General features: G+C 37.1%; 13 protein-coding genes and 1 pseudogene. 9 read left to right on the top strand and 5 right to left on the bottom strand.

All coding sequences use genetic code 11. The features are described from left to right. Positions 1-72: 72 nt before the first annotated feature. Complete coding sequence (locus MKX49_RS11005) at positions 73-702, bottom strand: homoserine/threonine efflux transporter (RefSeq protein WP_251539545.1); 630 nt, start codon at positions 700-702, stop codon at positions 73-75. Positions 703-841: 139 nt separating this feature from the next. Here MKX49_RS11005 and MKX49_RS11000 point away from each other — a divergent pair, with 139 nt between their 5' ends. The 6 genes and pseudogenes from MKX49_RS11000 to MKX49_RS10975 form a co-directional block, all read left to right on the top strand. Next, the gene (locus MKX49_RS11000; protein WP_340876467.1) at positions 842-1669 is read left to right on the top strand and encodes a TrmB family transcriptional regulator; all 828 of its coding nucleotides are present in this window, start codon (positions 842-844) and stop codon (positions 1667-1669) included. A 277-nt stretch (positions 1670-1946) separates the two neighbouring features. After that, positions 1947-2402 carry a HEAT repeat domain-containing protein gene (locus MKX49_RS10995; RefSeq protein WP_063594967.1) on the top strand — a complete coding sequence of 152 codons (456 nt, stop codon included), beginning with the start codon at positions 1947-1949 and terminating at the stop codon, positions 2400-2402. A gap of 173 nt (positions 2403-2575) precedes the next feature. Continuing rightward, positions 2576-3394, top strand: coding sequence for a methyltransferase domain-containing protein (locus MKX49_RS10990; protein ID WP_340876466.1), 819 nt, complete (start codon positions 2576-2578; stop codon positions 3392-3394). A gap of 667 nt (positions 3395-4061) precedes the next feature. Continuing rightward, on the top strand, positions 4062-4757 hold the full coding sequence (locus MKX49_RS10985; RefSeq protein WP_323596875.1) for a GntR family transcriptional regulator: 696 nt from the start codon (positions 4062-4064) through the stop codon (positions 4755-4757). Then, positions 4750-5667, top strand: a complete 918-nt coding sequence (locus MKX49_RS10980; protein ID WP_340876464.1) for a DMT family transporter — start codon at positions 4750-4752, stop codon at positions 5665-5667. The genes MKX49_RS10985 and MKX49_RS10980 overlap by 8 nt, the downstream gene beginning before the upstream one ends. A 176-nt stretch (positions 5668-5843) precedes the next feature. Beyond that, positions 5844-6373 (top strand): annotated as a pseudogene (locus MKX49_RS10975) (family 4 glycosyl hydrolase); the annotation flags it as partial. 135 nt (positions 6374-6508) lie between these two features. Here the strand turns inward: MKX49_RS10975 and MKX49_RS10970 are convergent. Together MKX49_RS10970 and MKX49_RS10965 are read right to left on the bottom strand one after the other, a co-directional pair. Next, on the bottom strand, positions 6509-6787 hold the full coding sequence (locus tag MKX49_RS10970; protein ID WP_323597394.1) for an SDR family oxidoreductase: 279 nt from the start codon (positions 6785-6787) through the stop codon (positions 6509-6511). Between the two features lie 501 nt (positions 6788-7288). Beyond that, on the bottom strand, positions 7289-7660 hold the full coding sequence (locus MKX49_RS10965) for a cyclic-phosphate processing receiver domain-containing protein (RefSeq protein WP_034306719.1): 372 nt from the start codon (positions 7658-7660) through the stop codon (positions 7289-7291). Positions 7661-7972: 312 nt separating this feature from the next. Between MKX49_RS10965 and MKX49_RS10960 the strand changes: the two genes are divergently transcribed. Further along, positions 7973-8152, top strand: a complete 180-nt coding sequence (locus MKX49_RS10960; RefSeq protein WP_034306717.1) for a hypothetical protein — start codon at positions 7973-7975, stop codon at positions 8150-8152. 188 nt (positions 8153-8340) lie between these two features. Here the strand turns inward: MKX49_RS10960 and MKX49_RS10955 are convergent, their stop codons facing one another. Beyond that, complete coding sequence (locus tag MKX49_RS10955) at positions 8341-9129, bottom strand: FadR/GntR family transcriptional regulator (RefSeq protein ID WP_340876462.1); 789 nt, start codon at positions 9127-9129, stop codon at positions 8341-8343. 531 nt (positions 9130-9660) lie between these two features. On the opposite strand from MKX49_RS10955, the gene MKX49_RS10950 reads away from it, so the two are divergent. Both MKX49_RS10950 and MKX49_RS10945 read left to right on the top strand, forming a co-directional pair. After that, the gene (locus MKX49_RS10950; RefSeq protein WP_340876460.1) at positions 9661-11049 is read left to right on the top strand and encodes an FAD-binding oxidoreductase; all 1389 of its coding nucleotides are present in this window, start codon (positions 9661-9663) and stop codon (positions 11047-11049) included. 4 nt (positions 11050-11053) lie between these two features. Then, positions 11054-12028, top strand: a complete 975-nt coding sequence (locus MKX49_RS10945) for a bile acid:sodium symporter family protein (protein ID WP_323596864.1) — start codon at positions 11054-11056, stop codon at positions 12026-12028. A gap of 93 nt (positions 12029-12121) precedes the next feature. On the opposite strand, the gene MKX49_RS10940 is transcribed toward MKX49_RS10945, so the two are convergent. After that, positions 12122-13153 (bottom strand): acyltransferase, encoded by a 1032-nt coding sequence (locus MKX49_RS10940; protein WP_340876459.1) that lies wholly within the window; start codon positions 13151-13153, stop codon positions 12122-12124. Positions 13154-13294: the final 141 nt, after the last annotated feature.

Here is a 13294-nt window from a genome sequence, read left to right as displayed (position 1 = left end):
GGTTCGTAAATGAAAAAAACCGTTCAATTATCTGAACGGATGGAATCAAATTAAATGTGTTAGTAAATAAATTTAAATTCCTGTTTTTATCCCAAAACCGATTAAAATTACGCCAGTTGATTTTTGGAATGCTTTCTGGAATTTGGAATTGTTCATCCACTTTTTTGCGTAATCAATTAGATAAACAAGAAATAGAAACCACAGTACAGCTAGCAAGGTTAAGATGAAGGCTAATATAATCAATTGCTGGTTTACATTTCCGTTCAAATTGATAAATTGCGGCATGATTGTTATATAAACTAAAACGGTCTTTGGATTAAGAATATTATTAAGTAATGCTTGCATGAAGGAATCTTTATTGTGCCGGTTTGAATACTTCGCAGGTGTATTTGCTTGTGCTTGAATTTCTTTTAAGGAAAAAACGCTTTTAGCAAAAAAACTTTTTATTCCTAAGTAAATTAAATATGCGGCTCCCAAATATTTGATTGTACTGAAAAGAATCACAGACTTTGCAATGACAACAGATAGTCCAAGAATGGCTATTAGCGTCCAAAAAGTAAGTCCCGTTGCCATTCCGAAAACGGTATAACGTCCCGCTTTCGGACCATGGCTAAGTGTGTTTTTCACTAAGAGCATTGTATCTGCTCCCGGTATAATAACCATCATTGCCACTATTGATATGTATGTAAGTAAGCTGTCCATACTAATTCCCCCTCTCACTTTTATAGTGGTTACTAAAGTAACTACTTAATAAGTATATTAGATGAAAATGGAAAACGTCAACAGATTTTGCTAAAATATTAGTTACAAAGGTAGCAACTACGGTTGTGTTGGAGGGTTTATGAAAGAAAACATTTTAGAAACATTAAAAAATCTGAATTTCACCGAATATGAAGCGAAAGCATATCTTGCCTTATTGGAAGAATCGCCATTAACAGGCTATGCAGTAGCAAAAAATTCCGGTGTACCACGTTCAAGAATATATGAAATTCTGGATAGTCTCGCCATACGCGGAGATATTCTGGTCAGTCCTGGAAACACACCACAGTATACTCCTGTTCCTGCAAAGGAGCTAATAAAAAACCGTCGGATGAAAGCGGAAGAGAATTTTGAACGGGCAGAAAAATCATTAGCGGAGTTCGAACGATCTGCAAATGATCGTGAAAATATCTGGAATATCATGGGGCGCAATGAAATACTCGATAAGGTAAAAGCTTGTATATTATCTGCTAAAAAAAGAATACTCTTAGAGATTTGGGAAGAAGAATTCGAAGAATTAGAACCTGAACTAAGACAGGCCGCAAATAGTGGGGTCAATGTAACAATTATTGCCTACGGGGAAATCGTCTGTGATTTTGCAAATGTTTACCTCCATTATATGGGTTATGAAATTACAGAAGAGTATGGTGGACGATGGCTTGTTATCAGTGGAGATGATTCAGAAGTAGTCGCAGGTATAGTCTCTCTTGGTAAAGATAGCCGTGCAGCATGGACCATGCATGTAGGTTTAGTGATGCCCATTACAGAAGTCATGATTCATGATTTGTATCTCATGGAAATCATGGAGAAACATAGAGAACTTTTAGAAGAAAGTTTTGGTGAAAACCTCGTCAATTTACGGAAGAAATTTTCCATTCATCCAGATAATAAAAAACATTACGTGGACTAGATTTGTACATGTTCCATAATAAAAGCATCCTTCAAAGTGGCATGAATCCAGGCAGGATTTATGCCTTTTAAAGTTGAAGTTGATAGGCGCAGGTAAATTGAAGACAAACAAAGCATCTCGTCCCCGGAACCCGGGTGATTGACGATACGGCAGATAAATTTAACTATATTAAAATATGGAAAAGGGTATAATAAAGAATGGAATAAGCCATTTTGGTAATGGGATTATCATATCGGATTACATGTTTGATATCCGGATCACTAAGACAGAAGGAGAAATGATTCATTTGAATAACAAGGAAACAAAGGGTATCGAGTTACCTGCCAACTATGAGGAATTAAAAAAATCTGCCAATCGAAAATCTAATTGGAGAGAACGTTTAGATGCAATCGAAGAATTAGGTCAAGCAAAAAATAAACAAGTAATCGACATTCTCACACATATCATGAATAATGATTCTGTATATAAAGTTCAAGAGGCAGCATACCGTCAATTGAAAAGTTTAGGCGAAGATGTGCAATTGCCAGCAAGGAAAAAGGGCGAGTTAATCAAAGGTTTGACCAAAATCTTAGTGAGGATCAAGAAGAGTTTACCTGAAAATCACACATATCACGAATTCAAAGACAAACTCCAGAAGATGAGAATGGATATATATGATACATATGAGGGTGAAAAAGGAGCAGACTTTGATAAATGGCTTGAAAATACGTGGTCAGCTTTATCCAAAAGATAAAAGTATATAGAAAAATACGCAATATGGATACAGGAGCAAAGTTTTTGCTCCTTTTTCTTATGTGTAAAACAAAGTTTTAGCTATGGTATGCTAATATATTTAAAAGAGGAAGTATTTGGCTGTTTGCTTTATTTTGAAAACCGATAACTACATACGAATTCAGGGGAGACAAGATGACAGATTATATTGAACTTTGGAAACAGGCAATGACAGATCATACAGGGAAGATACCTAACAGGCTAAAAGATGATGCTGCAGAAGAAGCTTTTTGGGCTTCCAAGGTTGCAGCGAAAAAACAACATAAAGCGGACCCTTATGCAAAAATTGTGCAGCAAGAGTTATTGGCATTATTAAAACAGGATGATCATGTATTGGAAATCGGCCCTGGATGGGGCAATTATACATTTGATATTGCAAAAGAAGTCAGGAAGCTAACTTGTATAGATAGTTCCAAAAGCATTATCAGCTTTTTGGAATCCCAGGCAAACGAAAAAGGTTTCGAAAACATGGAGTTAATTCATGATAAGTGGGAAAGTGATAACAAAAAAGTCAAATATGATGTAGTATTTGGTTTTAATTGTTATTACCGAATGAGTGAAATCGGTCATACCTTATTAAAAATGAATGATTCTGCAGCTCGTTTAGCGATAGTAGGTATGACAACCGGACCAGAAAAACCTCATTATATGGAATTGAAGCAACGAGGATATATGATTAATTTAAGAAGACGGGATTACATACACATCTTGAATGTTTTGTATCAACTTGGAATACTGGCGGACTGTAAGATCGTTAAATTGAAAAGTAAAAAAATCTATTCCACCTATGAAGAAGTGATCCGAGATAATACAACAAAAATTCTTGATGAACATTTTTCCTATGATGAAGTAAAAACGATCCTAAATAAATATGTCGTGGAAAAAGAAGGAGTTTTCGAATACGAATATCCGTTTCATGCAGCTTTGATGTATTGGAATCCAAAGTTAAATTAACAATTTTAGTACCTTTTTCTCTGGCCCTTCAGGAAAAAGGTATTTTTTCTGTTGGATATTCGCAAAATAATAGTAAGGCTACAAAAAATGATGAAAAAACGGAGTGTGAATGATAAATGAAAGAAATATCCGAAAAGAGATTTTGTGAAACTTGTAAAAAAGAGACAGTTCATACAGTAACTGAAGATGCATTGGAAATAGAATATTCATGTAATGAATGCGGTAAGCACCAAGATATTTTCAAGACATTTTTTTAGAAACACAAATTTCACTTGAAAATAATCAGTAAAGTGAAGAAGTATCCAGTTCATTCACAAGAAATATCCAATATTTGTTAATTACGAAAGCGATAAACTACACATGCCGTTAGTCTCAATCTAGTGTACTAAGAATTTTAAAATACATACAATGGTATACAAAAAATAGAACTTTATTTTTAATCAGTGAATCGTTGTAAATCTAAAGCACGAGGACTCATGGTAAAAGGATTACTTTCATCATCGTAAAGAAGTGTTTTTACTATGGAAGGATTCCCTTTTATTATGTGAAAAGATGCTTGATGTTTTATTAAAGGACCCAGATTAAAATTTTCTCTAATTTCTTCCAACGGTATGCAATATGTGATATATTGCATATTATATATCTGTATTTTAAGGAGTTATAGCCGTTGAAGCATTCAAATTATTCACAAAAAATTAAACGTACGTCTGTACGTGAAGAAGCCTACATGATATTGCGGGATTGGATTGTCCAGGGGATCCTGACGCCAGGTCAACAATTACGCGACAAAGAATTAGCGGAACAATTGGGAGTAAGCAGAACCCCTATTAGAGAAGCACTTTTAAGGCTTGAGGATGAGGGATTTGTCGAGACCAAACCGAGCCGTTCAACTATTGTTTCACCTATTCGATTCGAAGGGGTATTAAACATATATTCCCTTGTTTGGACACTGGAAAAGCTGGCTATGGAACAGGCTTTTGATTTCATTGAAGAAAGACACTTAATGGAGATGGAAGCCATCAATCATGAAGTGAAAAACGCAATCGACGAGGGAAATCAAATAGTGGCCGTCCAGAAAGATAATGACTTTCATTCCATTTACATCAATCTTTCAACAAATGACGAGTTGAAGCGGATTCTATCGGGACTCAAACAAAAACTTATACGAATGGAACTGTTTTATTTCAATCAGGTAAGTGATGTTCACTTTTCCGTTGATGAGCATGATCAAATCATACAGGCAATTAGGGGTGGAAGTCTCACTATGGTGCTTAAGGAGATAGAAAAGAATTGGAAAGAAAGTTACTTTAGAATTCAAGCCCATACGGAACGTGTAATAAGTGGGGAAGAAAAAAATGAATAATGATACTTTAGTTGCTATATCACCTTCAAGAAATAAAGGGATTGCACTGGTACTGACTGGCGCTGCGTTATGGGGAGTGTCAGGAACGGCAGCTCAATATCTATTTCAGCAGCAAGGTTTCAGTCCTGAGTGGCTTACTGTGGTACGCTTGTTGCTTTCTGGAATCATCTTATTGGGGTTCGCTTATAAGAATGAAAGGTTGAAAGTTTTTGAGATTTGGAAAACTAAAAATGATGCACTTCAAATTATCCTTTTTGCCATCCTGGGAATGCTCGCTGTTCAATACACATATTTTGCAGCAATTGAACATGGCAACGCAGCCACTGCCACTGTCCTTCAATACTTGGCCCCGGCACTGATCACTTGTTATTTAGCCATTCGTTCCAAACGTTTTCCAAGCATTACGGTGAGCGTAGCTGTGATCATAGCGATTTTAGGCACTTTTTTGCTTGTGACGGGAGGAAGCATCCGTACACTCTCCATTTCCGGGTGGGCAGTATTTTGGGGAGTAACATCAGCCTTTGCCTTGGCATTCTATACATTGCAGCCTTTTAAACTCCTTTCAAGATGGGGTTCAATGATTGTTGTGGGTTGGGGCATGTTGATTGGGGGCATATGCTTTAGCATGATCCACCCCCCATGGGCATTTGAAGGCAAATGGACGTTATCTTCATTTTCAGCGGTTTTATTCATCATCATTTTCGGTACGATCATTGCTTTTTATTTTTATTTGGAAAGTACAAAATTCATATCTGCTTCAGAGGTAAGTTTATTGGCTTCCGTTGAGCCATTATCCGCAACCTTAATATCCGTTTTCTGGTTGAATGTAACGTTCGGTTTTGCCGAGTGGCTCGGCACACTCTGCATTATAAGCACCATTACGATACTATCCATCGTAAAAAACAAGTAAGGTCATTGTAAACCGGGGAAAATCTGCAGTAGTTTATTTTTACTTGGCGATTAAACCATAGTCTACCCTGTAAGGGGATAGCTCGAATATTAACGAAAGCTTAATTAACATGAGTATATCCATACACTTCTTTAAAAAAGCAATTACACTGCATGTGAATTGCTTTTTTTGTATCGCTTGCCGAAGAAAAGGAATCCTCAGCAACAAATGGGACGAGGGCTGAGGTAGTTCAACAACTGGAAAAAGACCTATTTGAATTGTATAGGGATCCTGATTGAATGTTAAACCGACTCAACTAGAAAAGCGCGGTGGAGCGTATTACAGCGAAGCGGCCTGCAGTCTCATCAATTCGATTTACAATGATAAGCGGGATATTCAGCCAGTCAATACACGTAATAACGGAGCGATAGCGAGTATTCCAGATGAATCAGCAATTGAAATTAACTGTGTGATCACCAAAGAAGGGCCAAGACCAATCGCCATAGGCGACCTGCCTGTAGCAGTCCGGGGGTTGGTCCAGCAAATTAAATCATTTGAAAGAATAGCTGCTGAAGCGGCTGTCACAGGAGATTATCATAAAGCTTTGGTAGCGATGACGATAAACCCTTTGGTACCATCAGACACCATCGCCAAAAAAATGCTGGATGAAATGCTCGAAGCGCATAAAGAAGACCTGCCGCAATTTTTCAATGAAGTGAAATCATGAATTAATTCAATGAATACAGAATGGGAATATTAAATAGCAATTGGCTTTAAGACTAAAATAGATCACCCCTTGTCCGCTTTCAATCAGGGTGTGATCTATTTTATTGACCTGCAATTTATTCAAAACTTTTATCGATTAAGGCTGTTGTCGAGATGGTCTTACAATAAACTCATTAACGGTAACATCTAGAATCGTTTCCGCTATACGGGCAGGACTAATCGCAAAAGCATCGTATAATTCTTCGAACGGACCTTTTAAGTCTGTATCAGCAATAGTTTGAGTTAATTCTGTTGTGATAGCTCCTGGAGAAACAATCGACACCCGAACAATACTTCCAGCCACGGCCTCCTCTTGACGTAACGTTTCACTAATCATATTTACAGCTGCTTTCGTTGCGCTATAAACAGCTCCAATTAAATTTATTGTTTAATCAGGAGGCAGTAATGGCAAAAAAGCACAAAAGATAACTGTTTACCTTTTACAACGGATGACAAAGCCTCAAAGAAGGAAAAATCACCACAGAAAATTGAAAGATCTGGGTGGCTAGATATGTCTTAAGAAACCACCAAAATTAATTAGGCGATAGGGCAGGGGGAGGATAGTAACTTTAAAATTACATATCTCATATGTGTCGAATCTTTATGTGTACCCGGTATGAACTTCTGCTTGGCGGTACAATGCTATGGGAGTTGGGGTATAGATATACGCAGCCAGAAAGAAAAAGTAATTCGATGATCAAGTTGTTCACATGTGGATGATCGCAAAGTGTGCAATGAATGATATTCGATCTCTTAAACAAAGCAGAAATACAAAAAGAGCAACTCAGATTAAAGTTGCCCTTTCGATTTACTATTTATCTAACCTACGGTCTAATGTAAAAAGAATGGGTGACATGTAATTAAGATTGAGAAAGGGTTACCGTATATCTATATAATGTTGCAGAACCTTTGACGGGAAGAATTTGAGGGGCAATGGTCGTAAAGATACGATAATGGCAGGGGGCATAGTTAAATTCCGTTGTGCTTGCTTTAAACAGTTGTACATCGCTTTACCGCCAACTGAATTGGCAGAGTGAATAGTAATGCGATTAGCAAATAGTTTTTCTTTCACCATCATTTGAACAAGCATAGAACCATTCCTGGTTTTATTTAATAAATCATGGTCCAATGAGAGATGTTCAATATCAAAGTTTTGCAATAGCTCTAAACATTCGTCAATAGTCTCGACTAACACATAGCCATCGGGTGCTTTCCGATAGTCATCCAAAAAAACGCTGATTTTCTCCATTTCCTTCACTCCTTTGCTTATGCAAGTGTGACTAAGAAAAGTCAATTAAACCCAAGAAAATATATGGTTTTATCTTTTAAGTCTAACACAATAAGGTAATAAGGGGGCATATTCGACGTTTAATACTACTATACGACAGCCTTTTTTATCTATATAATGATCGTCGTGCTCTTCAACTAACGGATCTTTACTATAAGAAGGAACTATTACTGAGCAATCCCTTGTGAAATATAGTACAAAACATCCACTTATAAGTTAATGATTGTAATAATTTGGGTAAAAGGTAATATCTTGATTAAAAGGAGAAGTGATATGTTACATCCAGACGAGATTTACCTTATATTAAGGGACAAAACGCTGCTGTTGGAGTTAAAGGAACAAATTAATGACTATCATATTTCCTACTTATCAATGATTAATGAACAGCTTTCATTGATTGATAATGCTCTAAAAGTATGTAACATTGATTCCTTCACTATGTCAAAAGGATAAAGCCAACATTTACTTATATAGGGGATCAATTTTTTAACTATAATTAACCAACTTAGCGCCCTCTGAGAAAGGCGCTTTTTTTATTGGGCAAAGTAGTGTCAATTAATAGGCCAAGGTTAAAAAATCACTAAATTGATAATTTTAGAGGTGTAGTTCCATATTGGGTTAATCATATTGCAAGCGGAACTTTATTTTTCACCTACAGCATTGTGAGGCTGGTCATTTTTATTTGGATAAGCAGCAATTTTTGCATCTTCTCCAATGCTTTCAAGTGTAGCCGCAGCCATCTGCTCTCTAATGCGAATGATATGGGCATTCATTAGTTGCTTGGCTTTGTCCGCGTCCTTTAATGCGATGGAATAGTAGATTTCTTTATGTTCTTGAAGCGTTTCTTGAAAATGACCTGGTTTTGCGAAACGATGCCGTCTGGTGGCACGAATCGTATTTTTCATTTGGTCACTTAAAGTATGAACCAATCCAGCATATATGGAATTATTTGTGGCTTGTGCAATACTATGGTGAAAAAGCAGATCTGCTCGCAAGCCTAATTCTTCATCATGTTCCGAGCGTGCCATTTCTTCTAGAGCTTTAAGGATATTTTGTAAATCAAGAGAGTTTGCTCTCTGCGCAGCAAGAAAAGCACACTCCGTTTCAATTACTCGACGGACTTCAAGCATTTCATAGACCATGTTTTCCTCAGATTTGATGATTGAGGTGGATAGCTGTTCAATCAGTGATTTAACATCCGATTGTCTGATAAATGTTCCATCACCTGGTCTAATCTCAATGACTCCGTTTATCTCCAATACTCGAAGGGCTTCCCTGATTGATGTTCGACTCACTTTAAAAAGGTTGGATAATTCGCGTTCAGGCGGTAATTTATCTCCAGGTTTCAATTCACCGTTAATAAAAGATTCCTTAATTTGATTGAAGATGACTTCGTACACTTTGGGAGATTTAACTGGTATTGAATCCATTACTTTCTTCCCATCCTTCCATGACAACCCTAACAACTTACTGGTACGACTATTAGTGAAATCATTCTAACAAGCATTCATTTATGAAGCAAGGGGATAATCCCCAATTATAAAATTTAAATAAATAACTGTTCAAAAAATCTGATATTTTAATTGGTTAGACCAATATTGTAAAAATATTATGGTCTAGATTCAGTCAAATTACGTTCACATGGCTATTAAAGGTCATTTGGGTTTTTGTTATAAGGATGGAAAATTAACTATAAATATTGAGAATAAAGCATATTTTTATGGAGAAAAGTATAAAACGGATAATTGTTGAAAAAGTCAAAAAATTTAGTATAATGAAAATTGGTTAGACCAATTTTCCGATAAATGGAAGCGGTATCATATAAAGCCATTTAAGGAGGGGGAAACCATCTCTTGATACTCAGTTGAAGAATAGAAGAAGAAACTAAATATTGGTATAGGTACGACCAAAGTTTTTGATATGACAAAAACGGATGCTATAGCAGAAAGAAGGAGAATAGAATGGAAGCGGCTAGTGTAAATTTAATCAACGATTTAAAGCAAATCCTTTCGGAAAGTCAAGTAACGGAAAACCAGACAGTAAGAGAATTGCATGCCAGAGATGAATCCTATCATGCTGTAAGTCTTCCTGATATTGTTGTATTTCCGGAAACAGCACAGCAAGTAAGTGAAGTTGTGAAATTGGCAAATAAGTACAAAATCCCGATGGTTCCTTTTGGGTTGGGATCAAGCCTCGAGGGACATGTCATACCATACAACCATGGCATAACAATTGATTTTTCACTAATGAATAAAATCCTGGAAGTGCGTGAAAACGATTTTCTCGTAAAAGTTCAGCCTGGCGTAACGCGTTCGCAACTAAACAAAGAATTGAAAAAATACGGTTTGTTTTTTTCCGTTGACCCGGGAGCTGATGCTACTCTTGGCGGAATGGCGGCAACAAATGCCAGTGGAACGACATCAGTTAAATATGGTGTGATGCGTGATCAAGTCCGTGATCTTGAAGTGGTACTTGCAGATGGTTCGATTATACATACTGGCAATTTGGCCGCTAAATCGTCATCAGGCTACCATCTAAACGGCCTTTTTGTTGGATCAGAGGGAACGCTTGGCTGCTTTACGGAATTGACGTTAAGAGTTTACGGAATTCCTGAGCACGTTATGGCGGCAAGAGCATCATTTCCGACATTGACCCATGCGGTGGAAGCTGTTGTATCCATTTTGCAGTCAGGTGTTCCAATAGCAAGGGTGGAACTTGTCGATGAACCCTCAATGAAGCAGGTTAACCTTTATAGTGATACAAGCTATAACGAAGCGCCTACACTATTTTTGGAGTTTCATGGCAATGAAGCCGGGTTGAAGCAAGACATAGAGTTCACTAAGGAAATAGTAGCTGAACATAATTGTTTCGATATTGAATTTGAAACAGATAATGCTGCCAGGAACCGCCTATGGGAAGCTCGCCATAATCTTGCCTATGCTTATATTCATGGCAATCCTGGGAAAAAACTAATGGTGACTGATGTCTGCCTTCCGATTTCAGAGCTGTCCGGTGCCATTCACCACGCAAGGGAAGCTATTGATTTCCTTGGCCTTACCGGTGGGATCGTCGGCCATGTAGGCGACGGGAACTATCACGTACTTTTAATGATTGATAACAATAATCAAGAAGAGATTAAAAGAGCTGAACAGCTAAATGAACAAATTGTCCTGTATGCCCTAGAACGTAAGGGAACATGTACTGGCGAACATGGTGTTGGGGTCGGTAAACAAAAATATCAGGAAAAAGAACATTGGAACTCACTGTTTGTGATGGAAAAAATCAAATTAGCCCTTGATCCAAATAATTTATTAAATCCCAATAAAATATTAATGCTAGAAAGAGTGTGATGGAATGAAAGTATTAGAAGCATTAAGCGCAGTAGCAGGAAAATATTTTGCTGTTTGGGTTATCTTAATATCCGTCATTGCTTTTATTTTTCCTGAGCCATTTTTGGGATTGGGGGGATTCATTACAATATTGCTTGGCGTTGTCATGTTTGGAATGGGGCTCACTTTGAAAGCAGTTGATTTTAAAATCATCATTACTAAACCACTGCCCGTGATAATTGGAGTTTGCGCCCAGTTTATCATTATGCCATCTGTAGCATTCCTTCTTGCTAAACTCATGAATTTGCCAGCCGAATTAGCTGCAGGTCTGGTATTGCTTGGTTGTGTACCAGGCGGAACAGCCTCTAACGTGATGGTATATCTTGCAAAAGGGAATGTACCTTTATCGATAGCTATGACTTCGGTTTCAACTTTACTGGCTCCAATCATGACACCACTGCTTCTGCTTTTGCTGGCAGGACAATGGATGCCGGTTGATTTTTTTGATATGTTTAAGTCCATTGTACAAGTCATCCTTCTTCCGATTGTTTTAGGATTGGCCATTAAGCGGTTTTTCCCAGTAGCAGTTGAAAAAAGCTTGACTGTTTTACCACTTATTTCGGTAGCAGCCATCATAACTATTGTAAGCGCAGTAGTCTCAGGCAACGCAGCTAGCATTGCTGCTTCCGGGTTCCTTATTTTTACTGCCGTGATGCTTCATAACGGATTTGGGTTACTTTTTGGTTACTTAGCAGCAAAAGTGCTTGGACTTGATGAAGTCAATAGAAGAGCGATTTCGATTGAAGTGGGCATGCAGAACTCTGGGTTAGGTGTTGCGCTTGCTACTGCACATTTCGGCCCGCTGGCAGCACTTCCAAGCGTCCTGGCTGCTGCATGGCACAACATATCGGGACCAATTCTCGCGACTTACTGGTCAAAAAAACATGCTGGCGACAGTATAGAGGAACCGATAGTTCATCCGGTGGAGACCAAGCTTTAATTTATATGTAATTAAAAAAAAATCCTATGCTCCCAGCTGGGGTTTTTTTGTTATCTATAAATCCCAGCACTAAGTAAGGGTTTTAACCTTCCACTAACTGATTTTTACCAATTCGCTTAAACGCCTTTTGAAATATTGAAGCAGGTCATAAGAAATGTACGATATCGTAATTATAAGGAGTGTCTCAAATAGTTTTAAGAAAAGATTGTCAGATATATGATCCATTCTTAGTGCCGATATAATTAAATCAAAAATATCGATGAAGACTACATGAACAATGTATATACCCAGGGCTCTTCCTCCTACTTTAGTAATGAACAAATCCTTCCCCAATGTTTTATTATTTAATGCAAATAAAAAAAGAAATGCAGTTAAAAAGATAGTAGAAATAAAATACTCCCCATGACTTCCCGATAATATCTTTTCTAATAAGTATCCTTCTACCACTTGGATAGTAAAGAAGATAAAAATTAAAGATAAATTGGTTTTGGCTGTTATTGCTCCCGACTTTTTAAAGAATTTATCATCCGCAAAGAAGAATCCCAAAGTTATATAAAAAAGACCAATGAATAAAGCATCCCGTGTACTCAGAGGAAGATCATAGAACACCGAATACGATTGTCCGAAAAGACCTAACAAGTTGAATATTAAGCTAAGGGGTAAAAGAAGCCTTGCTTTTTTTAACTTAAAAAAACCGAATAGAATGATAACACTCCAAATTAATGCGGTTAAAAACCACAATTGGTATCCGCTAGTCCCAGTTCCGTAATATAAAAGGTCAAGAAAAGAAAAATGATTAATGTATTGCGCAAATTCCTTTGGTACATCGGCAGCATCTTTATAAAGAATTAGAACATCATACATCATATAAAAGAAGAGCCAGCACAAATACAGTTTCAAGATTTTTATAATATACCTTTTAAAATAATCAAAGGAATCCCTTTTATGGATCATCTTTTGACCGAACAAATAACCAGATGCAGTAAAGAAGAATGGCACCGCAAACCTTGAGAGGTTATCGAGAATAAATAGACCAATTTGGCTATCCCTAGGGAATACATGAATGACTACAACAGAAAATATGGCAAAAAATTTAATAAAGTCAATCGCGTTATTTCTTTCCATTTGTTCACCCTTTTCATAACACTTTTACTATCATTGGTTATTCCCTATATTATGTACACCAAAGAAAAATTTATTTTTCTCTTTCTGATTCCAATTACAAGATACTGTAAGACTTAATTAATGAACAGCTAATCGTTCAGG

Origin of the sequence: Peribacillus sp. FSL M8-0224, from assembly GCF_038003055.1 — a bacterium.
Taxonomy (GTDB): domain Bacteria; phylum Bacillota; class Bacilli; order Bacillales; family DSM-1321; genus Peribacillus; species Peribacillus frigoritolerans.
The sequence above is the reverse complement of the archived record's forward strand: the minus strand, read 5'-3'. Positions and strand labels throughout refer to the sequence as shown.

Bases quoted from the DNA above. Each gene is read 5' to 3' on its own strand.
- MKX49_RS10960 (WP_034306717.1), top strand. From the start codon at position 7,973: ATGTTACATCCAGACGAGATTTACCTTATATTAAGGGACAAAACGCTG.
- MKX49_RS10995 (WP_063594967.1), top strand. From the start codon at position 1,947: ATGATTCATTTGAATAACAAGGAAACAAAGGGTATCGAGTTACCTGCC.
- MKX49_RS10980 (WP_340876464.1), top strand. From the start codon at position 4,750: ATGAATAATGATACTTTAGTTGCTATATCACCTTCAAGAAATAAAGGG.
- MKX49_RS10940 (WP_340876459.1), bottom strand. From the start codon at position 13,153: ATGGAAAGAAATAACGCGATTGACTTTATTAAATTTTTTGCCATATTT.
- MKX49_RS10945 (WP_323596864.1), top strand. From the start codon at position 11,054: ATGAAAGTATTAGAAGCATTAAGCGCAGTAGCAGGAAAATATTTTGCT.
- MKX49_RS11005 (WP_251539545.1), bottom strand. From the start codon at position 702: ATGGACAGCTTACTTACATACATATCAATAGTGGCAATGATGGTTATT.
- MKX49_RS10955 (WP_340876462.1), bottom strand. From the start codon at position 9,129: ATGGATTCAATACCAGTTAAATCTCCCAAAGTGTACGAAGTCATCTTC.
- MKX49_RS10965 (WP_034306719.1), bottom strand. From the start codon at position 7,660: ATGGAGAAAATCAGCGTTTTTTTGGATGACTATCGGAAAGCACCCGAT.
- MKX49_RS11000 (WP_340876467.1), top strand. From the start codon at position 842: ATGAAAGAAAACATTTTAGAAACATTAAAAAATCTGAATTTCACCGAA.
- MKX49_RS10950 (WP_340876460.1), top strand. From the start codon at position 9,661: ATGGAAGCGGCTAGTGTAAATTTAATCAACGATTTAAAGCAAATCCTT.
- MKX49_RS10990 (WP_340876466.1), top strand. From the start codon at position 2,576: ATGACAGATTATATTGAACTTTGGAAACAGGCAATGACAGATCATACA.